Origin of the sequence: Planomicrobium sp. CPCC 101110 (assembly GCF_007859395.1) — a bacterium.
Lineage (GTDB): Bacteria > Bacillota > Bacilli > Bacillales_A > Planococcaceae > Planococcus.
Genome location: NZ_VOHD01000006.1, coordinates 586,727 through 606,534, shown reverse-complemented (window position 1 = coordinate 606,534; position 19,808 = coordinate 586,727). Strand labels below are relative to the sequence as shown.

Annotated in this window: 23 protein-coding genes and 1 other annotated feature; all 23 genes read left to right on the top strand. The window is 48.1% G+C overall.

Going from position 1 to position 19,808, the window contains the following annotated elements; translation table 11 throughout:
- Positions 1 to 6 precede the first annotated feature (6 nt).
- The 23 genes from FQV30_RS10920 (at position 7) to rpmA (ending at position 19,702) form a co-directional block, all read left to right on the top strand.
- Entirely contained in the window at positions 7 to 1,551 is a 1,545-nt protein-coding gene (locus FQV30_RS10920; RefSeq protein ID WP_146500182.1) for a hypothetical protein, read from the top strand.
- A 38-nt stretch (positions 1,552 to 1,589) separates the two neighbouring features.
- Positions 1,590 to 2,159 carry a hypothetical protein gene (locus FQV30_RS10915; protein ID WP_146500181.1) on the top strand — a complete coding sequence of 190 codons (570 nt, stop codon included), beginning with the start codon at positions 1,590 to 1,592 and terminating at the stop codon, positions 2,157 to 2,159.
- A gap of 1 nt (position 2,160) precedes the next feature.
- The gene (locus tag FQV30_RS10910; protein WP_146500180.1) at positions 2,161 to 3,579 is read left to right on the top strand and encodes a VanW family protein; all 1,419 of its coding nucleotides are present in this window, start codon (positions 2,161 to 2,163) and stop codon (positions 3,577 to 3,579) included.
- A 23-nt stretch (positions 3,580 to 3,602) separates the two neighbouring features.
- Entirely contained in the window at positions 3,603 to 5,258 is a 1,656-nt protein-coding gene (locus FQV30_RS10905) for a GspE/PulE family protein (protein WP_146500179.1), read from the top strand.
- A 2-nt stretch (positions 5,259 to 5,260) separates the two neighbouring features.
- Positions 5,261 to 6,301, top strand: coding sequence for a type IV pilus twitching motility protein PilT (locus tag FQV30_RS10900; RefSeq protein WP_146500178.1), 1,041 nt, complete (start codon positions 5,261 to 5,263; stop codon positions 6,299 to 6,301).
- Between the two features lies 1 nt (position 6,302).
- Positions 6,303 to 7,514 carry a type II secretion system F family protein gene (locus tag FQV30_RS10895; RefSeq protein WP_146500177.1) on the top strand — a complete coding sequence of 404 codons (1,212 nt, stop codon included), beginning with the start codon at positions 6,303 to 6,305 and terminating at the stop codon, positions 7,512 to 7,514.
- Positions 7,515 to 7,648: 134 nt separating this feature from the next.
- Positions 7,649 to 8,083, top strand: coding sequence for a prepilin-type N-terminal cleavage/methylation domain-containing protein (locus FQV30_RS10890; RefSeq protein WP_146500176.1), 435 nt, complete (start codon positions 7,649 to 7,651; stop codon positions 8,081 to 8,083).
- Between the two features lie 35 nt (positions 8,084 to 8,118).
- The gene (gene pilM, locus FQV30_RS10885; protein WP_146500175.1) at positions 8,119 to 9,057 is read left to right on the top strand and encodes a type IV pilus biogenesis protein PilM; all 939 of its coding nucleotides are present in this window, start codon (positions 8,119 to 8,121) and stop codon (positions 9,055 to 9,057) included.
- 6 nt (positions 9,058 to 9,063) lie between these two features.
- Entirely contained in the window at positions 9,064 to 9,864 is an 801-nt protein-coding gene (locus FQV30_RS10880; RefSeq protein WP_146500174.1) for a PilN domain-containing protein, read from the top strand.
- Complete coding sequence (locus FQV30_RS10875; protein ID WP_146500173.1) at positions 9,861 to 10,817, top strand: LysM peptidoglycan-binding domain-containing protein; 957 nt, start codon at positions 9,861 to 9,863, stop codon at positions 10,815 to 10,817. The genes FQV30_RS10880 and FQV30_RS10875 overlap by 4 nt, the downstream gene beginning before the upstream one ends.
- Before the next feature lie 64 nt (positions 10,818 to 10,881).
- Positions 10,882 to 11,637: a prepilin peptidase gene (locus FQV30_RS10870; RefSeq protein ID WP_146500172.1), complete on the top strand. Its 756-nt coding sequence runs from the start codon at positions 10,882 to 10,884 to the stop codon at positions 11,635 to 11,637.
- A gap of 445 nt (positions 11,638 to 12,082) precedes the next feature.
- Positions 12,083 to 12,691: a Maf family protein gene (locus tag FQV30_RS10865; protein ID WP_146500171.1), complete on the top strand. Its 609-nt coding sequence runs from the start codon at positions 12,083 to 12,085 to the stop codon at positions 12,689 to 12,691.
- Positions 12,685 to 13,377 carry a RadC family protein gene (gene radC / locus FQV30_RS10860; RefSeq protein WP_146500170.1) on the top strand — a complete coding sequence of 231 codons (693 nt, stop codon included), beginning with the start codon at positions 12,685 to 12,687 and terminating at the stop codon, positions 13,375 to 13,377. The genes FQV30_RS10865 and radC overlap by 7 nt, the downstream gene beginning before the upstream one ends.
- Positions 13,378 to 13,467: 90 nt before the next feature.
- Entirely contained in the window at positions 13,468 to 14,496 is a 1,029-nt protein-coding gene (locus FQV30_RS10855) for a rod shape-determining protein (RefSeq protein ID WP_146500169.1), read from the top strand.
- Positions 14,497 to 14,510: 14 nt separating this feature from the next.
- Positions 14,511 to 15,413, top strand: a complete 903-nt coding sequence (mreC, locus tag FQV30_RS10850; RefSeq protein WP_146500168.1) for a rod shape-determining protein MreC — start codon at positions 14,511 to 14,513, stop codon at positions 15,411 to 15,413.
- A complete protein-coding gene (gene mreD / locus FQV30_RS10845; protein ID WP_146500167.1) occupies positions 15,410 to 15,940 on the top strand; it encodes a rod shape-determining protein MreD in 531 nt (176 codons plus the stop codon). Before mreC ends, mreD begins: the two co-directional genes overlap by 4 nt.
- 22 nt (positions 15,941 to 15,962) lie before the next feature.
- The gene (gene minC, locus FQV30_RS10840) at positions 15,963 to 16,628 is read left to right on the top strand and encodes a septum site-determining protein MinC (protein ID WP_146500166.1); all 666 of its coding nucleotides are present in this window, start codon (positions 15,963 to 15,965) and stop codon (positions 16,626 to 16,628) included.
- Between the two features lies 1 nt (position 16,629).
- Positions 16,630 to 17,430: a septum site-determining protein MinD gene (gene minD / locus FQV30_RS10835; RefSeq protein WP_146500165.1), complete on the top strand. Its 801-nt coding sequence runs from the start codon at positions 16,630 to 16,632 to the stop codon at positions 17,428 to 17,430.
- Between the two features lie 121 nt (positions 17,431 to 17,551).
- Complete coding sequence (locus FQV30_RS10830) at positions 17,552 to 18,544, top strand: hypothetical protein (protein ID WP_186725621.1); 993 nt, start codon at positions 17,552 to 17,554, stop codon at positions 18,542 to 18,544.
- A gap of 48 nt (positions 18,545 to 18,592) precedes the next feature.
- Positions 18,593 to 18,724, top strand: coding sequence for a hypothetical protein (locus FQV30_RS18215; protein ID WP_255473411.1), 132 nt, complete (start codon positions 18,593 to 18,595; stop codon positions 18,722 to 18,724).
- Positions 18,661 to 18,742 (top strand) — a sequence feature (ribosomal protein L21 leader region). (Overlaps the previous gene by 64 nt.)
- A gap of 14 nt (positions 18,743 to 18,756) precedes the next feature.
- Entirely contained in the window at positions 18,757 to 19,065 is a 309-nt protein-coding gene (gene rplU, locus FQV30_RS10825) for a 50S ribosomal protein L21 (protein WP_146500163.1), read from the top strand.
- A gap of 3 nt (positions 19,066 to 19,068) precedes the next feature.
- Positions 19,069 to 19,398 (top strand): ribosomal-processing cysteine protease Prp, encoded by a 330-nt coding sequence (locus tag FQV30_RS10820; protein ID WP_146500162.1) that lies wholly within the window; start codon positions 19,069 to 19,071, stop codon positions 19,396 to 19,398.
- 13 nt (positions 19,399 to 19,411) lie between these two features.
- Positions 19,412 to 19,702, top strand: coding sequence for a 50S ribosomal protein L27 (rpmA, locus tag FQV30_RS10815; protein WP_036806229.1), 291 nt, complete (start codon positions 19,412 to 19,414; stop codon positions 19,700 to 19,702).
- Positions 19,703 to 19,808 lie beyond the last annotated feature (106 nt).

The following is a 19,808-nucleotide window of genomic DNA, read 5'->3' as shown; positions in this document are numbered from 1 at the left end:
AATATGATGAAGCAATCCAACAATCAAAATGGATACGCGCTTCTGATTGTATTGTTGATGATTGTGTTGTTTCTTGGCCTTTCCGCCACATTCATGGCGGGTTCGTTGAATAATGCGACCCAAGAACAAACAGTGGATACAACAAACCAATCAGTCGCATCTGCTGAAATGGGAGTGAATTATTTTACTTCCGATTTCCAGCGGGAGCTTGAAATCATCAAAACGGACATTTCAGAAACAACACAATTAGCCATCAACGATTTGATTGCATGCATCAAGCCCCCGAAAGAGCCTCGCTGTGACAGCGATTTGAAAATCCAAGCGATCGAAGACAAGATAGACAGCGATATGCGGGCGTTATATATCCAAAAAATACACACCAAAATAAGCAACTTGAACACGCTGGCAGGAAATCAGATAGTTCCTTATTCCGATGGCCATGTATCCTATGCCATCAAGTCGGCTGCTGGGACTAAGCTGAATGAAGCGGGACAGAATGTGGATGATGCGAGCGTTTCAGATAAAAAAACAAGAACGGTAAGAGTAGATTTGGGAATAGCGGGAACCTCAAAGGCGGCTACCAAAAATTTGAATGTGTCCTTTAAAGTAGAAGTTCCTGAATCGTTTTTGGATGAAGAGGAACCTTTTATTGTGGAGACGAAAAAACCTTCTACGAAGGAAGATGTCAAATATGCTGATGTTTTCGATACAGCTCCGCCGGCTAAAATGTGCATGGATATGCTGGCTGAAGTAAAAGCCGGCACCGCGCTAACCCCCTTATACAAGTGCAAGCTTGCGGAGAACCAAAAACTGGATGCATTTGTCGCTTCTATCATAAGCTCAAATTTGAATCCTGCAGATTTCAAAGTGTATACCGACAGCTTTTCGAAAAATGTCTGTACAACCACCTGCAATTCACTGGATTTCAAAGGCATTAGTTTAGTGGTTGCACCTAGTGATACAGATGCATTCAATAATATGAACAACCTGGTCAATGCCAACTTGATGGTGAATGGCAAGCTGACAGTTGGAAGTAATTTGATCAACCTCGGAAAAAACGGCACAAAGCAAACAATCATTGTGAAAGAATTGAACGTTGATAACAATATCCAGAACATGTACTATACCAACTTTTTAGTGTTGGGCAAGGAAGTGCCGGAAGGCCAGCCGGAAGCAGTGTCTGAATTGAAGTGGGGGCAAAATTTCGAAGTGGACAACCACTCAAGGCTATGCATTGATATCGACCGGATTTTGCCGTCGGATTTAACACGATTGGCTAAAGAAGTGAAGTTCACCAACAGCGGTTCTCTCATTTACTTTACAAAAGATCCGAACAAGAAGTTCGTGCTGCTGTCTGCAAACGGAATCAATAGCACAGAGGATGCTGAACGGACGAAACTCTATGTCCATAAAATGTCGCCGCCAACAGAATCCTATACGACTTTCCTGGCTGCTTGCGGGGTGACCATTAGTAAGACCATTACAGAATCAACTGAAGTGGCCGTGCCGAGTGTGCTGAAACCAAGCTTCGAATTTGATGTTGAGTATTGAATACCTAAGATTTACAAAGTGATACAGGGGGTTAAGAATTGATTCGATTGTTAATTTTACTTATGATCACAGGCGCTGTTTTATTGCTTGCGGTCTTTCAATTTAAAACGATTTCAATGGTGAAAAAAATGGCTGCAGCAGGTGGCGCAATTGCCGCATCTTTTATTGGTGTGCTGATGCAATCGGGACTTCCTTGGTATTTGCCTGTTTTGGCGATTGTCGCGGTGTCCTTGGCGGCTTCGCTGGTATTCATGAAGATAGTGGAAAAAGAGGAAAGCGAAAATCTGCGGCTGGCCGAAGAGCGGAAAGCGAAGCGGCAAACCTCTATTCCTGCAGCTGCAACTGAAAGGGAAATGAAAGCTGAGGTCGAAGCTGAAGAAGCTCTATCCATAAAAGCGCCCGAGACGATCCAAGTTCGCAATGCCACCAAAGAACCGGAAGCCGCTAAGGAACGTGAAATCATCCAAGAGCCGGCTGCGGTAAAGGTGCGGGAAACCATACCGGTAAGAGAAGCCCCCAAAAAACCAGAACATGAGATAGAGTTTGAGACAGTTCCTGCTAAACCGGCCGAAATGCAGTTCATTCAGATTGTAGGAAAGGAGCGTTAACGTGGACAAAAAAAAATTCGGAAAAACCTTCATCGTCATTTTAACGTTCGCGCTACTTTTTTTTGGAGCTGCAAACGCCGGTGCATATGCGGTCAATACATTATTTTTTCCGGCTCAGGAGTTTGGGGAAAATACGTACATCGGAACGACGGACGTTTCCAATATGGCATTGGCGGACGCAAAATCGCTGTTTGCTGGACAAGTTGAAGCGTGGCGGGAGACTGCTGAACTGCAAGTGACTTATCAAGATGCAACAGCAAACTATCCGATCGATAATGCGGAAATTCTTTTGGACGAAACAATCAGCCAAGCGCAAAGCGGTATCCAAAATAATTTTGTCTACCACTTGCCGCCCGAGACGACGGTTGCATTTTTAGCCGAACAGTTTCCGGTTGCGGCCTTTACGGAGGCCGACATCGCGACGATAATAGCTAAGCTTGAACAAGGATTGGCCGCTGGACAGATACAGACCCATGTTACCATTAGCGACGATACGCTTCAATTGGAAAAGCAAGTTGTGGCGGATGTGTCTTTTCCAAACCAGTTGAAAAGCATTGGAAGCGCAGAAGTGGTTTCTGCGCTCCAAGCGGTTGAAATTCCGGCAGGCGCCCAATTCTCGTTTTTGGAATTTATCAACGGGTTGAACTTGAATGAAGTGACGGATGCGGAATTGACGGAAATCGCTTCGGCTATTTATACCACTGTTTTGAAAACAAACTTCTCCGTCGATGAACGCAGCATAGGAAACGCTGCTCCCGAGTTGGTGCCGGTTGGCCAGGAAGCGGCGGTCAACCGTGCACTCGGAATCGATTTTGTTTTTACAAACCCCAATGCCAGTTCGTTCAAGTTGACTGTTGCCATTGAAGGCGAGTCGCTCGTTGTTTCGTTGAGCGGCTATCCGCTTGTCTATACCTACGCAGTCCAAACTGGGAGCGAAGAAAAAGTGAAACCCCGGTTGATAAAGCAATATAGCGCATTTGTATCCACCGGCAAGGAAATTGAAGAAGAAGGGGCGGAAGGCGTGCGCGTCGAAGTGCTGCGCTCCGTTCTGGCTGACGGGCAGGAGCTTGAAATAGAGCCAATTTCCACCGATTTCTATCCACCGGTCCACCGGGTGGAAGTTTACCCGCTGGCTATAGCTGAATCTGCAGAAAGCCCAACAACTGCCACTGTTCCGCAGCCGGGAGAATTTGTCGATGCAAATGGCGACGGCGTCCATGATGCGGTAGCATCAGCTCCGGCAGTTCCTGTCCAGGGCGAGGCTGGCTTTATCGACGAAGATGGCGACGGCATCCACGACGGAAACGCCGATGAACAGCCTGCTGAATCTGCAACAGATGCTCCCGCTGGAGGCACAGCAATTGAAGAAGAAGCCGAAGAGCCAGTCTATGACAAAGCCGGAAATTTGATCAGTCCTTAACCGATTTTAAGGAGGAAAAACATTTGGCAAGAACGCGTAAAAGACTAGGGGACATTTTAATAGAATTGGGTTTGATTACAGAACAAGATCTCCGGGGGACACTTGAAGGCAAACAGACAGACCAGAAACTTGGGGATGCGCTGGTGCAGCGCGGACTGATAACAGAGATGCAATTGATCGAAACGCTGGAAGTCCAGCTTGGCATTCCGCACGTTTCGCTTTTCCGCTATCCCTTTGACGCAAACTTGTTTAACGTTGTACCAAAAGACTTCGCCAAGCGTAAATTGCTTGTGCCAATGAAAGCGGATGGCGATCGCCTATTTATCGCCATGGTTGACCCGACAGATTTCATCACGATAGACGATTTGCGGCTGACGACCGGATTCCAGATTGAACCGGCGATTGCATCCAAAGAAGATATATTGAAAACCATTGCGAAGTATTACGAAGAAGAATCGTACGACGATATGCTTGAGGAAATGCCGCAAACATCCGACCTGCAGGAGGATTTGAACGACCTGGATGCGCCGATTGTCCGGCTGGTCAACCAGATTTTATCGAATGCGGTTACGCTAAAAGCAAGTGATGTGCATTTCGATCCACATGAAAACAAAGTCCTTGTCCGGTATCGCATAGATGGAACACTGCGCACGGAACGAATTTTGCCAAAGACGATGCAGCAAATGATCACGGCGCGCATTAAGATTTTGGCGAATCTGGATATTACAGAAAACCGGGTGCCACAAGATGGCCGGATCAAGACAAGCGTCGACTTCCGGGCCATCGATCTGCGGGTGAGTTCACTGCCGACTGTTTTCGGTGAAAAAATCGTTATGCGGATTTTGGACTTGAGCAACAACTTGACGGATATTGCAAAACTCGGTTTTAATCCATCAAATATGGAACGCTTTCTGAAAGAAATCGATAAGCCAAACGGCATTGTCCTGATTTCCGGACCCACAGGGTCGGGGAAATCTTCCACGCTTTATGCGGCATTGAATAAATTGAACAGTGAAGAAGTCAACATCATTACAGTAGAAGACCCTGTGGAGTACCAGCTTGAAGGCATCAACCAAATTCAAGTAAACACCAATGTCGGACTGACTTTTGCAGCAGGATTGCGGTCGATTCTGCGACAAGACCCGGATATTGTCATGGTTGGGGAAATCCGCGATAAAGAAACTGCGGAAATTTCCATCCGAGCATCGTTAACCGGGCATTTGGTGCTGAGCACCATCCATACGAATGATTCCATCGCTTCGATCAACCGGTTGATCGACATGGGCGTTGAACCATTTTTGGTGACAGCGTCGCTGAATGCGGTTATCGCACAGCGTTTGATCCGGAAAGTTTGCCGGGATTGCAAGGAAATCCATGCAGCCACAATCCGAGAACAAGAAATCTTTGAAAAACGCGGATTGTCGATTGATATTGTATCGCGCGGCAAAGGCTGCCCACAGTGCAATATGAGCGGCTACCGGGGACGGATGGCCATTCATGAAGTGCTGGTAGTTGATGAAGCGATCAAAAGCGTCATCAACCGGGGAGGTACAGCAGCGGAAATCCGAGAAATCGCCATAAAAAACAAAACGATTTTCCTGCTCGACGATGGGTTATTAAAAGTGAAGGAGGGCATGACAACGACCGAAGAAGTTCTTCGCGTTGCCATGAGTGATTGACGATGCCAACAACTTATATAGATAGTGTATTAACAGCAGCCAGAGAACTGAATGTATCAGACATCCATATGACGACCGGCATTCCGCCGGTTTTCCGGATGAACGGCACGTTAAAGCAGTATGGCGACACAAAGCTGATGCCGGAAGATACGAAAGAAATTGCCCGCGTCCTTATGCCGGAATCCCTATGGGAAACGTTCCTGGAAAAAGGCGAGATGGATTATTCCTACTCGATTCCAGGCGTGGCGCGCTACCGCGTCAACTCGTTCCACCAACGCGGTTCAATCTCACACGCGTTCCGGACTATTCCGACGCGCATCCCGACTATCGAAGACTTGAATATGCCGGATACATTGAAGAAATTGGCGGCCACCCACCAAGGATTGATCCTGGTAACGGGGCCGACCGGTTCCGGTAAATCGACAACGCTCGCCGCGATGATCCGTTATATGAATGAAAACATGACCAAACATATCATTACACTGGAAGACCCGATCGAATATATGCATAAACACGGTATGTCGGTCATCGACCAGCGTGAAGTCGGTTTTGATACGAATTCGTTCGCGAATGGCTTGCGTGCAGCACTACGCCAAGATCCCGATGTTATCCTGGTCGGGGAGATGCGTGACTTGGAAACCATCACCACAGCAATCACCGCAGCTGAAACCGGCCACTTGGTCATGGGGACACTCCATACTTCAAGTGCCGCTTCTACTGTCGAGCGGATTATCGATGTATTCCCGCACGAGCAGCACGCCCAGATCCGGACGCAGCTCGGCGGCATTTTAAAGGCGGTCATTTCACAGCGCCTGCTTCCGACAGCGGACGGCAAAGGCCGCGTCGCCGCGACCGAAATCATGATCAGCAACCCGGCCATCTCCAACTTGATCCGTTCCGAAAAAGTCCATCAGATTCCGAACGTCATCTTGACCAACCGGGCAGCGGGTATGCACATGATGGAAACAACGGTACAGGAATTATTGAAAAAAGGGAAAATCACGCGTGAAGTTGCGCAACCTTTCCTAAAAGGAGAGGACTGATTTGGCCCGTTTCAAATACGAAGGGCGCGACCGGAAAAAAATCAGGTCGGGTATTACAGTTGCAGCTAACCGTCGCGAAGCGATCGAGAAGCTTCGTGATGAAGGGATACGCGTCATTAATATCCGGGAGATGCCCGTTACAGCTATGCAAAAGGATATCTCATTTGGTGCTCCAGTCAAACGCGACCAATTCATCATGTTCCTGCGCCAGTTTTCAACGCTGATGCGGGCAGGCGTAACCATTGTCGACGCGGTGAAGATTTTGTCGCAGCAAGTCGAATCGAAACCTTTGAGAAAGACGCTGACAGAAGTGGACGAGTCGCTCCGGAAAGGCAATTCGTTATCCGATTCGCTGGCGAAATACCCGAAAATTTTCGAACCGCTGACGATCAACTTGATCCGTGCGGGAGAGCTTTCCGGTAATATCGACGAATCACTGGACAGGCTCGCTACGCATTATGACAAAGCCTACCAGACAAGGCAGAAAGTCAAATCGGCGATGTCCTACCCGGTCGTTGTCGGCATTTTGGCGATTGGCGTAGTCGTTTTCCTCCTGTCGTCAATTGTGCCGATGTTCGTGGAGATGTTCGAAAGCTTTGGCGGCGAACTTCCTATTGTGACGCAACTGGTCGTTGCAGCAAGTGGCTTCGTGAAAGGTTACTGGTATCTTATGATTTTGGGTGTTCTCCTAATCTTAGGGACGGTTTTTGTGATGAAACGCTCCCAGAAAGGCCGTTATATTCTGGATACCATACTCCTTCGTATTCCGATATTCGGCAATATCTTAAAAAAGTCGGCCCTTGCCCGGCTGACACGGACATTGAGTTCACTATTTTCCAGCTCCGTTCCTATTCTCCAAGCATTGACGATGACTGAGAAAGTGGTTGGCAATGAAGTGATGTCAAGAGTCATTATGGCCGCGCGCGATTCACTGCAGAAAGGCGGATCCCTGACGGAACCGATGAAAAAACATTGGGCGTTTCCGCCGCTCATACCGCATATGATTTCCATCGGTGAACAGACCGGTTCGCTCGACCATATGCTTGCGAAAGTAGCAGAGTTTTACGAAAAAGAAGTGGAAGCGGAAACCGACCGGTTGAAGGCGTTAATCGAACCATTGATGATTGTGACTTTAGCTACCATTGTAGGGACTATAGTCCTTGCTATTATGATGCCGATGTTTGAAATGTTCCAAAATGTAGATAAATTGTAAGTGCAATTGTAGTTTTATATAGAAAATATTTCTAATATATGATGTAAAAATATCTTGTTTAATTCATGACTATTGTTATAATAAAGCTGTACTCACCGTAGTACTAAATTTACAAGAATATGGGGGCAGGGAGAATGAAAAAATTCATTCAGAAAAAGTTAAAAAATCAAAGAGGGATGACGTTAATTGAGCTTTTGGCAGTTATTGTTATCATCGCGATCATCGCGGCAATTGCAATTCCGGCGATAGGGAATATTATTCAAAATTCTAGAGAAGATGCGTTAGTATCTGATGCGCAAAATGTTTTAGCTGCAGCTAATGTTTACTTCGCAGAAAATGGAAGCGAAAGTACCTTTACACATGAAAATGCTAATTTAACTGATTATCTTGAATCCATTGGTGAAATTACTTCTTTTACAGTTACTAAAGCGTCACCAAATACCATCGACTTTACTGGTACAGCGGGTAACCTCACATTCCAAGGAGAAGATGAAACTGCAGCTATCTTGTCAGAAAATGGTAGAGATGCTCTTGCAGAAGTAGCACCAGCGGCTGGAGACGGTAATTAATAAATAAAACGTAATAATATTTAGGAGCTGAAAAAATGGCCTTATCGTTTTTATCGAGAAAAGCGCGAGTCGCGACCATAACCATAGAAGAAGACGCGATCCGCTATGTCGACCTGAAATCCCATTCACCTCTTCAATTGAGCGTTGCGGAAGAGCTTGCTTTGCCCGCAGGAGCTATTGAAGACGGGAAAATCGTCGATGCAGAAGCGCTTGGATCGGTGCTCGATAAGGCTGTCAATCAGTGGGGTCTCTCTAAGAAGTCAGTCCGATTCCTCGCCCCTGACGAATTCGTTATCATCCGCAAAGTACCATACCCCGAAGATGTCGCAGCCGATGAGTTGAAAGGCCACTTTTTCATTGAAATCGGCTCGACGCTTTATTTGCCCTTCGAAGATCCCGTCTTTGATGTGGTCCCGTACCATGCCGACACGGAAGAGCCGGAAGTCATCATCATCGCTTCCAAAGAATCGGTTGTCAACGATTATGAAAATACGTTGAACCGCGTGAAGCTAAGAGCGGTCGTCGCTGACATCACGCCGCTCGCATTATACCGTCTGGCACACCTGCAGCATGAGTTTACAGAAGACGAGCACATCATGCTCATCGACTTGCAGTCGAAAAAAATGACAGTCACGATTTTCCATGAGCATTTTCCGCTCTTCATGCGGCCGGTCGATTTGGAATCTTCTGTCCTGATTTCGGAAGATCCCGCAGCCGTAATGGAAATTATAGGAGAAGAAGCTGAAAAACTTGCCAATTTCTACCGCTATAATATGAATGGCGGCGATCTGGGAATCACCAAAATCGTCTGCAACGGGGAATATATAGAATGGGATGTGTTCCAAGCCCGGCTGCAGGAACGTTTTTCCTTGCCGGTCCATCCTGTCGTCCTTGAAGAAATTCTTTCCGATGGACTGGAAGCAGTTTCGGGCCGTTTCAACCGCGCCATTGGCCTTGCGCTGAAAGAGGTGTAATCGAATATGCTAGTAGATATTAACTTATTGCCGCAGAAAGAGCGGGATCGTCCCGCTTTTATCGTTGCGGCGATTTCCATTTTAGTGCTGGCCGTCATCATTTGGGCGGTTTTCGCGTTTTTGGCAAATGCCAATGAGAAAGAGGGGGCTGCGCTTGCAGCCCAATCCGCTGAAATAGCGGCAGAGCAAGGGGCCATCCGCCAGCAGCTTGAAGCTACTCAAGGCATGAATGAAGAACAGCAGCTGAAAGCGACGGTCGACTGGGCGGAAAGCTATCAATTTGATACGCTTCCGCTGCTTGGCGAACTGGTGTCAAAATTGCCGGAACGCGGGTTCTTCGACAGTTTCTCGTATACCGGCATGGACCAAGCCGCTTTGACGGTGCAATTCGACACAGCGCGTGAAGCCGCCTATTATTTGACGCAGTTGAAGGCATCCGAACTTTTAGCTTCCGCTAAACTCGATTCGGTCACCCAGCAAGAAGTGGCAGCCGAATCCGCTGAAGATGGAGCGGTGGATGAAGATGCTCTGGCGGAAAACCCGCGCTATCTTGCGACCTATACCCTGGTGTTCGTAGACGAACGCATTCCGGCGGAAACGGTTGAAGGCGAAGCGGTGGAAGGAGCTCCTGCTGCCACAGAAGCCCCGGCTCAAGCAACGCCGGCAGAACCAGCCGCTGGAGAGACAGTGCCGGCAGAGGAAACACCAGCAGCGCCTGCAACTGATCAGCCTGATACTGAAGTGAATGTGCAAGTAAACGAAGAAACCGAAACCGCTCCAACAGAAACGGAGGGGGATGGGCAATGAGCAGCATGACAAAACGGCAAAAAGAAATCGCCTTGATCGTACTAGCAGGTGTTTTCTTGCTTGTCCTTTCCGCTTATTCTTATTTTATGCAATATGTTCCGGCAAAAGAAGATAGGCTGCAAGCGGAGCAAACACTCAGTTCGGAACGTGAAGTCTTGATGGCGCTCGAGACGCAGTTGAAAGAAGTGCCGGAAGGTGAGAAGATTCCAACAAGTGAACTGCAGCAGAAAGTTTCGGTTGAACCCCTGTCGGAATTGATCGTCCTGCAAATTGAACAAGCGGAGCTGATCTCCGATTCGCTTGTGAAAGATATTGCGATTGCAGAAGCGCCGGTTGTACTCCCGGTTCCGGTCGAAGGGCTTGAAAACCTGCAGGCGGTCCAGACAACTGTCGCAATTGAAGCAACGGATTACAAAGGCATCACGACATTCATCAAAGAAATCGAAGCAATGGACCGCATCATGATTGTCGACTCGATCGATTTCTCTGCTAATGAAGAAGTTACCATTGCAGACCAAGAAAAAGAAAAACTGGAAGTTTCGTTAAGTTTCTCCGCTTACTTCCGTCCGGATTTGATCGCTTTGGCTGATACTTTGCCAAAAGTTGATGCTCCGGCACCAGCGCTCAAGAACAATCCGCTGCCGCAAAATAATGGCACGGAATACGCTGATACAGATGAAGCAATGACAGTCGAAGAACCTGAAGTGAATGTAGATGTCGAGGTGAATATCGAAGACGACGTTTCTGCAGCTGCAACACTAACGGCAAACCCGAATGTCGCCGGTGTCCAAACCGCTTCAACCTATAAAGTGGCAAAAGGCGACTCGCTCTTTTCCATTGCCATCAAGCATTACAATACGGAAGAAGGCGTGGAATGGATCCGGCAAGCCAACAACTTGGCTGATGAAAGCATCATGGCCGGCCAGACTTTGACTATCCCAAAACGTCCTTAAAGAGAGAAATCACTCCGATTTCTCTTTTTTCTATAAAAATCCTATTCTGCAAAAGAGGGTCGCTATGACAATTACGTACGCTGTTTTCTTTTTCATCTTCGGGCTCGTGTTCGGCTCGTTTTTCAATGTGGTCGGTTTGCGCGTGCCGAAAAAAGAATCGGTCGCTTATCCGCCGTCCCATTGCACAAACTGCAGCCGTCAGCTCACGGCGCTTGATCTGGTGCCGGTCCTGTCGTTCTTGTTCTTAAGGGGGAAATGCCGGACGTGCGGTTCAAAAATCCATTGGATCTACCCGCTGATGGAGTTTATCACCGGCGCGTTGTTCACTTTGTCGTTCCTGCATTTCGGCTTTACGCCGGAACTGGCCATTGCGCTTCTTTTTGTCTCGCTGCTTGTCATCATCACCGTCTCGGATATCGCCTATATGCTCATACCGGACCGGGTGCTCCTGCCGTTTGTGGCGATCCTGCTCGTCTTGCGCTTCGTCATTCCGCTCGATTCCTGGTGGGACAGCCTGCTCGGTGCCGTCGTCGGCTTTTCACTGCTGCTGTTGATCGCAGTCCTATCAAAAGGCGGGATGGGAGGCGGCGACGTCAAACTGTTTTTCGCCATCGGCCTTGTCGTCGGCACGATGGGGACTTTTATGACACTGTTTTTCGCCTCGCTGATTGGGGCGGTCGTCGGAATCATCCAGCTGCGCGTCACAAAGCAAGGGCGCAAGACACCGATTCCATTCGGGCCATCCATTGCAGTCGGTGCGCTGATTGTTTATTTTTACGGTTTTAATATATTAGATTGGTATATGGATTTTATGGGATGAAGCTTCGGCTTCATCTTTTTTTATTTCATATCAAAGATGAGAAAGGGAAAATGTTGGCGCTTTTTAGAGGAAGAGTGGAGGGCGGCGACTCCAGCGGAGAAAGAGGGCCAAGCGTGACCCTGGAGGGAGCGGTTTGTGCAAAAGCGCTTTTGCACAAACCGTTTGCGACGAAGCTAGCGCAGCGATGCAGGAGCACGGTGTTTCAGCCTGAGGAGGCTCGCGGTCCTCCCGCGGAAAGCGTCCGCCCGGAGCGATTCATCAACTTCACAAACAAATCTCTTAAAATATTTTTTTGAACCTGGCAACAGATCGGTTCTCGTAAATCCTGTTGCTCAAATATCATTTTTCACAAGCCGATAAGCGCCAAAAATTATTTTTCCGTTTTTCCGCACAATTTTCAGCCCGCCGATTAATGGGTATGATGCTAGAAAAGGAGGAATGAGTTATGAAGTTTATCGCCAACCAACCGATTGTCCTTGCATCGCAGTCTCCGCGCCGGCAGGAGCTGCTCGGCTCGCTCGGAATCGATTTCACCGTCGTCCCAAGCACCAAGGATGAGCCGGATCCGAAAGCCTTCCAGACGGCCATGGGCTATGTTCTTGAATGCGCCGCCCAAAAAGCACGCGAGGTGTCCAAGAAGCACAAAGATGCCGTAGTCATCGGCTCCGATACGATCGTTACGCTGAACGGAGAAGTTTTGTTGAAGCCGAAAAGCAAGGAAGAAGCAAAGGGTTTCCTGCGCAAATTATCCGGCGGCACCCATGACGTTATTACCGCGATAACCGTTCTACATGGCGGCAGCGAATTGTCGTTCCATGAACTGACGCAAGTGACGTTTTACGATTTGGCGGATGAGTGGATCGACGCTTACACCGATACGGAGGACCCGTACGACAAAGCAGGCGCTTACGGCATCCAGACGGCATCCGCCTTGTTCGTGAAAAAGATTGACGGCGATTACAACACGGTCGTCGGGCTGCCGCTGGCTAGCCTCGCGCAGAAGCTCTCGCAGGCCGGCTATATCTCTCTTGAAAAGAGCCGGATCGGATGCTGACGGAACAGTCGCTGATGATCCGGGATGTCCATGCCGCCGACCGGCCGCGCGAACGGCTGCTCAATCAGGGCGCGAGCAGTTTGTCGAACCAGGAACTGATCGCCATTTTGCTGCGGACCGGCACGAAAGAGGAATCGGTTCTTTTTTTGGCGAACCGGGTGCTGACGACTTTTGAGCACATCCAGCAGTTGAAAGACGCAACAATCGAAGAAATGACTTCCATCAAAGGCATCGGCCAGGCGAAAGCGGTGCAGCTTCTTGCTGCAGTGGAGCTTGGCCGCCGTCTTTCCTCGAAACAGACAGACATGAAATACACGATCCGCTCCCCAAAAGATGCCGCCTCCTACTTGATGGCGGATATGACTTCCTTGAAGCAAGAACATTTTGTCGTGCTGTTTTTGAACATTAAAAACCAAGTGGTGCACCGGCAGACGATTTTCGTCGGAAGCTTGAACGCTTCCATCGTCCATCCGCGTGAAATTTTCCGGGAAGCTGTCCGCCGCGCCTCCGCTTCGATCGTCTGCGCGCACAACCACCCTTCTGGGAACCCAGCCCCATCCCCGGAAGACATCGACGTCACGAAGCGTCTAATGGAAGCTGGCAGCATCATAGGGATTGAACTTTTGGACCATATCATCATAGGTGACCATCAGTTCACATCTTTGAAAGAAAAGGGATATATGTAGTACTGTCTATTTCTCTTCTTATCGTCTATAATGAGAAGTATTGTGTAAACTCTATGGCTTAATAGGCATATAAAGAAGGGAAGTATTTACGTGTTTGGAATTGGATCAAAAGATGTTGGAATTGACTTAGGAACTGCGAATACACTTGTTTTTGTCAAAAATAAAGGGATTGTCCTCCGGGAACCGTCTGTTGTCGCTAAAAATACGAACACCGGCGAGATCGTGGCAGTCGGAAACGACGCCCGCAACATGATCGGCCGGACACCGGGATCGATCGTTGCCATCCGACCCATGAAAGACGGCGTTATCGCCGATTACGATACTACCACTGCAATGATTCAATATTATTTGAAAGAAGCGATGAAAGCGTCGGGCGGCACTTGGAAAAAGCCGAGCGTTATGGTATGTGTACCATACGGAATTACGTCCGTTGAGCAGCGCGCCATCATCGACGCTTCCCGCCAAGCGGGTGCCCGTGAAGCATTCACGATCGAAGAGCCGTTCGCTGCGGCGATCGGCGCGAATTTGCCGGTATGGGAACCTATGGGCAGCATGGTCGTCGATATTGGTGGCGGAACAACGGAAGTTGCCGTTATTTCACTGGGAGGAATCGTGACAAGCGAATCCATCAGAGTGGCAGGCGATGCAATGGATGTCGCGATTACGCAATACATCCGTAAAGTGTATAATTTGACGATCGGCGAACGCACAGCTGAAGCGATCAAAATTGAAATCGGTTCGGCAAGCGTCGTAACGGATGCCGAGAAAAACTTGAAAATGGACATCCGTGGCCGTGATTTATTGACGGGCTTGCCGAAAACGATTGAAATTTCATCTGAAGAAATTGCTGAAGCATTGAAAGAAGCGGTCGCTGCCATTGTGGACGGTGTTAAGAAGACGCTTGAAACGACTCCGCCGGAATTATCGGCTGATGTCATGGAACGCGGAATCGTCCTTACAGGCGGCGGCGCTTTATTGAAAAACTTGGACAAAGTAATCTCGGCTGAAACGATGATGCCGGTCATCATTGCGGATGAACCTTTAGACTGTGTTGCAATCGGTACGGGCAAAGCACTAGACAACATTGATCAAATTCGTCGCCTGCAATCTACTAAATAGGGAGGATTGCCGTAATGCCACAGCTTTTTTCAAACAAGCGGCTTATTTTGCTGCTGTTAGGCGTCATCCTTCTCGTTGCATTGATTTCGTATTCACTCCGGGACCGCGGCAATGTGTCGCCTCCGGAGCAAGTCATAAAAGATGCAGTGGGAGTCGGGCAATCGATCTTTTCAGGTCCAGCCCATTTTGTTACCGGAATTTTTGATAATGTCGATTCCCTTCTGAACACCTATCAGGAAAATCAGCATTTGAAAGCGCGTTTGGAAGAGTTTGCAAGCGTCCAGGCCGAAGTGAAGGACTTGCGTTCGGAAAATGCCGAGCTCAAGGAAATCGTCGGCAAAGAAGAAGATCTCCGCACCTACAATCCGATCCACGCGACAGTCATCGCCCGGAATCCGGATCAGTGGGAAGAAAAAGTCATCTTGAACAAAGGCTCGTCGACCGGGGTCAAAGAAAACATGGCGGTCATGACGGCTTCCGGATTGATCGGCAAAGTCATCTTGACGACGCCGTTCACTTCGACAGTGGAATTGATTTCAACACAAAATCCCAATTACCGGGTTTCAGCCATGGTCCTTGGCGGCAAAAAAGATGTTTTCGGACTGATTGAAGGCTATGACGCGGAACGCCGCGAGCTGCTCTTAAAGCGGGTGGACGCGGAAATCGACTTGAAAAAAGGCCAGCAGGTCGTCTCGAGCGGGCTTGGCGGAATTTTTCCGAAAGGCATCTTGATCGGGGAAATCACGGAAGTGACAATCGATGAATTCGGATTGACAAAGCTTGCCTATATCAAGCCGGCTGCTGATTTTTCACTGTTGAACCATGTGATCATCGCAGACCGGGTGGCTCCTGAAGTTGATGGGGAAGACAATGGCGTGATTGAAGATGCGACGGGAACAGAGGAGGAGGGCTCATGATCCGATTCTGGATTCCGTTGATCGGTCTCGCCTTGTTTTTCATGGAACCGATTTTCGGCCTGTTTTCACCGCTCCAGCTTGATGGGGGCTTTTATTATATCGTGCCCCGCTTCCTTATCATGTTTTTGATATTTATTGCCGTTTATTATGATTTAAAGCACGCCATTTATTACGGATTATTTTTCGGGCTCTTGTATGATGTGTTTTTCATTGATATTATTGGCTTATATTCTTTTTTATATCCTGCCATCTGCTTGGCTGCGGGGTATATCGTGAAATCGATACAGCGCCATTTGGTGGTGACTACGGTTTTGACCCTAGTGCTGACGGCATTATTCGAATTTATCTTATATCAGTTTTTCAAATTTATCTCACTCGTCTCCATGCCGATGGATGTGTTTTTAAGTACCCGGCTTTTGCCGACCATGATCGCGAATTCGCTGTTCCTGTTTCTGCTCGGCTGGGTATTTAAATTAGTTATCGATGCCCGCTTGATCGAGCGGGAAAAAAACCCAAGGTTATCTTAATGAAAGCGCAGGTGTACCATTTTTGAAGAATCTTGTTTATATTAAAGGGACGAAACAAGGGCTCGTGCTGCAGCTTGATGACCAGTGTGCTTACACCGATCTCTTGGCAGAGCTTGCGGCAAAGGTGTCGGACCCTGCGCTGGATGGCAGTGCTGAAGTGCAAGTGAATCTCGGATTCCGCTTTTGCACGGAAGCACAGCAAAAAGAAATCGTCGCCACCATCCAAACTAATACCCATTTGCGGGTTTCGAAAATGCGGAGTGACGTGATCACCGTTGAAGAAAGCAACCGCCGCATTCAGGAACGCCAATCCGAAACGTATGTCGGAATTGTCCGCTCGGGCCAGATTGTAAAAGCCGAAGGCGACCTTGTCGTCGTTGGCGATGTCAACCCGAACGGCAAAGTTGTTGCAGGCGGCAATATCTATGTGCTCGGCCGTTTGAAAGGCCAGGCCCATGCCGGAGCCAACGGCAATCGCGAAGCGGTAATTGCGGCTTCCTGGCTGGAAGCCACCCATCTTATGATCCACGACGCCCTGGAGATAATGACCGACGAACTGACAGTGTTGTCGGAACAGCCGGAAATGGAATGCGCTTATTTGCATAATAACGGCCATATCATCATTGACCGTTTGCAGGAATTACGGTATATTCGGCCGGAAATTTCAACGTTTAAAGGAGGAAGCTAATGTGGGAGAAGCAATAGTTGTAACATCAGGAAAGGGAGGCGTCGGTAAAACGACGACGACCGCTAATCTCGGTACTGCATTGGCTCTTCAAGGGAAAAAAGTGTGCTTGATCGATACGGATATTGGGCTGCGGAATTTGGACGTGATTCTAGGCCTCGAAAACCGGATCATCTACGATCTGGTAGATGTCATAGAAGGCCGCTGCAAGGTCCATCAGGCGCTTGTCAAAGACAAGCGTTTCGAGGATATGCTGTATTTATTGCCGGCTGCGCAGACGACTGACAAAAACGCCGTCAATCCGGATCAGATGAGGGAATTGGTGATGGGCTTGAAAGAGCAGTATGATTTCGTCATCATCGATTGCCCTGCCGGCATTGAACAAGGCTATAAAAACGCTATTGCGGGAGCAGACCGGGCAATCGTCGTTACGACTCCGGAAATTTCAGCCGTCCGCGACGCCGACCGCATCATCGGGCTTCTTGAACTGGAAGAAAACATCGACCCGCCGAAACTGATCATCAACCGCATCCGCCCCCATTTGATGAAAGCGGGCGAAGCGCTTGACGTCAATGAGATTACGACCCATTTGTCAATCGACCTTCTCGGGATCATTGCTGATGACGAAAGTGTCATCTCAAGTTCGAACCGGGGGGAACCGATTGTCATGGATCCGACAAATCGCGCGGCGCTAGGCTACCGCAACATTGCCCGCCGATTGCTCGGCGAATCGGTGCCGCTCATGACAATGGACAAGCAAAACCAAGGCGTCTTCTCGAAAATCAAAGCGATTTTCACAAAATAAGTCAGCCAGATGAGCCTCCGTGGAAATGCGGAGGCTTTTTTAATTTTTCATTTAGAAAAAAATAATGGCGGCCGGATAGAAAGCGGGAAATGTTTAGGTCGGTTGGAAGGTCGGTGTGTGCGTGAAAGATTGGCATAAAGAAATCGGGGTCGCTTTTTTCGGGAATTTCCTTTTGATCGGCATCTATATTGTCTGCACATATGATAATTGGTACGATCCGACAAATCTGTTTTCGGAGATCATGTTCTTCGGCGCTTTTTTCGGTTTTCCGATTTTCATATTCATGTTCGACTTTTATGCCATGGTACTGCTTTCCAAAAAGCTGAAGATCAGGAAGAAAAAACTTTTCTTTTTGAAGCTGCTTGCCTATAACATGATCGGTTTTGCCGTCTTTCATTCACTGCTGGCAATCCATGGCACGATCGGAAACCGTTTTATGGAGAATAATGTGGAAAAGTATGTGTTTGATGGCGATATAGACACGTATGCCAAAGGGAAAATAGATGAGTTGGAAAAAGATCTGGGTATTGATCTGCAGTATATGGGCAGTGCCTTCAGCACAGGCTTCCAAACCGGCCTCAATCAAACCGGCGGCAGCCATTCGGTAGAAGATCCGATTGAATTGGAGATCAGCTATAAAGTTGATGATCCGGCCTGCAATTTCGAATTTTGCAGAGGGACGCAGATTTATCACATAAGATACAAGCCTGAAACCTTTGAAGCGGCAGACTCCGATATTCCGCTAAGGGAAAGGTATGTATTGGCCGGGGTTGCGGGCGAATACCAAGAAGAAGGAGAGGGGAATTATTTCTACAAAGTCATTGTGTCCGAAGATACCGGGTATAGCACCGGGACCGGGCGCACTTTCGATTACAGGATAACTGTCGACGAACTGTCGGCAAGCGGCTATTGGGATAAAGAAGCAACCAATTTCCGCATTCTTGTCGGTGACGAGTTTCCCGGCAAGGAGATAAAGGGTGTTGTCTGCTTTTTGGACGGCAGCCATCTTCAGCATTTGAACGGGAAAAGCGCGGCAGTCCACTCCGAAGGCTCGAAACTGATTATCCGGATAGAGGGGCACCCGCAATTCACTTTCTACAAAAAGGGATCCTGAAAAGTGATTCACAGTGTTTTCCGGAGATTTCCTGAAGAGTCCGAAGCAATGCTGAAAGCAACAGTTGACGCCGTCTTCTCAGCGTGGTATTATTTTAATGTTATGTTTGTAGCGCACCTGTGCTACAACCGCTCGAACCGGGTCATAAGCATTCGCATGAATTGCGAGTCACCTGGATAGGCGAGTCTTAGTCTAAGAGGAGGTGCAAGGATATGTACGCAATTATTGAAACTGGTGGTAAACAAATCAAAGTTGAAGCGGGCCAAGAAATCTTCATCGAGAAATTGAATGTTGAAGCAGGCGACGTAGTAACTTTTGACAAAGTTCTATTGGTAGGTGGAGACGAATCACGCGTAGGTGTTCCTTTTGTTGAAGGAGCTACTGTAACGGCAACTGTTGCTAAAAACGGCCGCGCGAAAAAGATTACTGTTTTCAAATACAAAGCGAAAAAGAACTACCGCAAAAAACAAGGTCATCGTCAGCCATACACAAAATTGACTGTTGATGCAATCAACCTGTAAGAGATGATACGAGTCACCGTTACCGAATCGTCAAACCGCATTTCCTCTTTTGAAATGTCGGGCCACGCCGACTATGCCGAACATGGCCAGGACCTCGTATGTGCTGGAGCGTCTGCTGTCTCATTTGGAGCGGTAAACGCTATTATGGAGCTGACGAAAGTCGAGCCGGAAATCGAGCAGGCGGACAGCGGCTTTCTGAAAGTTGCTTTCCCGGAAGGCATGGATGAAAAAACAGACGAACAAGTTCAATTGCTTGTGCGCGCGATGATTGTTTCATTGAAAACGATTGAGCAAGATTATGGGAAATATATAAAAATAACCTTCACAGCTTAGGAGGTGGAACAGAATGTTAAGATTAGATCTTCAGTTTTTTGCATCCAAAAAAGGTGTAGGTTCAACGAGAAACGGACGTGACTCAGAATCTAAACGCCTTGGCGCAAAACGTGCAGACGGCCAGCTCGTTTCTGGTGGTTCGATTTTATACCGTCAACGCGGTACTAAAATTTATCCAGGTGAAAACGTTGGACGCGGTGGAGACGATACACTTTTTGCTAAAGTTGACGGAATCGTACGTTTCGAACGTTACGGACGCGACAAGAAAAAAGTTAGCGTATACCCAGTAGCACAAGAAGCTTAATAAACGATGAAGGGGCTGCTTTTGGCAGCCCTTTTTATTTTTTCTATCAGGAATTTTCGGAGCGGAATTGGTATACTGAAAAGAGAAGCTGGTAGAGGACGTGACG

Coding starts and splice junctions, on each gene's coding strand:
- FQV30_RS10920 (WP_146500182.1), top strand. CDS start 7: ATGAAGCAATCCAACAATCAAAATGGATACGCGCTTCTGATTGTATTG.
- FQV30_RS10900 (WP_146500178.1), top strand. CDS start 5,261: ATGCCAACAACTTATATAGATAGTGTATTAACAGCAGCCAGAGAACTG.
- FQV30_RS10890 (WP_146500176.1), top strand. CDS start 7,649: ATGAAAAAATTCATTCAGAAAAAGTTAAAAAATCAAAGAGGGATGACG.
- pilM (WP_146500175.1), top strand. CDS start 8,119: ATGGCCTTATCGTTTTTATCGAGAAAAGCGCGAGTCGCGACCATAACC.
- FQV30_RS10880 (WP_146500174.1), top strand. CDS start 9,064: ATGCTAGTAGATATTAACTTATTGCCGCAGAAAGAGCGGGATCGTCCC.
- FQV30_RS10875 (WP_146500173.1), top strand. CDS start 9,861: ATGAGCAGCATGACAAAACGGCAAAAAGAAATCGCCTTGATCGTACTA.
- FQV30_RS10870 (WP_146500172.1), top strand. CDS start 10,882: ATGACAATTACGTACGCTGTTTTCTTTTTCATCTTCGGGCTCGTGTTC.
- FQV30_RS10865 (WP_146500171.1), top strand. CDS start 12,083: ATGAAGTTTATCGCCAACCAACCGATTGTCCTTGCATCGCAGTCTCCG.
- radC (WP_146500170.1), top strand. CDS start 12,685: ATGCTGACGGAACAGTCGCTGATGATCCGGGATGTCCATGCCGCCGAC.
- mreC (WP_146500168.1), top strand. CDS start 14,511: ATGCCACAGCTTTTTTCAAACAAGCGGCTTATTTTGCTGCTGTTAGGC.
- mreD (WP_146500167.1), top strand. CDS start 15,410: ATGATCCGATTCTGGATTCCGTTGATCGGTCTCGCCTTGTTTTTCATG.
- FQV30_RS18215 (WP_255473411.1), top strand. CDS start 18,593: ATGCTGAAAGCAACAGTTGACGCCGTCTTCTCAGCGTGGTATTATTTT.
- rplU (WP_146500163.1), top strand. CDS start 18,757: ATGTACGCAATTATTGAAACTGGTGGTAAACAAATCAAAGTTGAAGCG.
- FQV30_RS10820 (WP_146500162.1), top strand. CDS start 19,069: ATGATACGAGTCACCGTTACCGAATCGTCAAACCGCATTTCCTCTTTT.
- rpmA (WP_036806229.1), top strand. CDS start 19,412: ATGTTAAGATTAGATCTTCAGTTTTTTGCATCCAAAAAAGGTGTAGGT.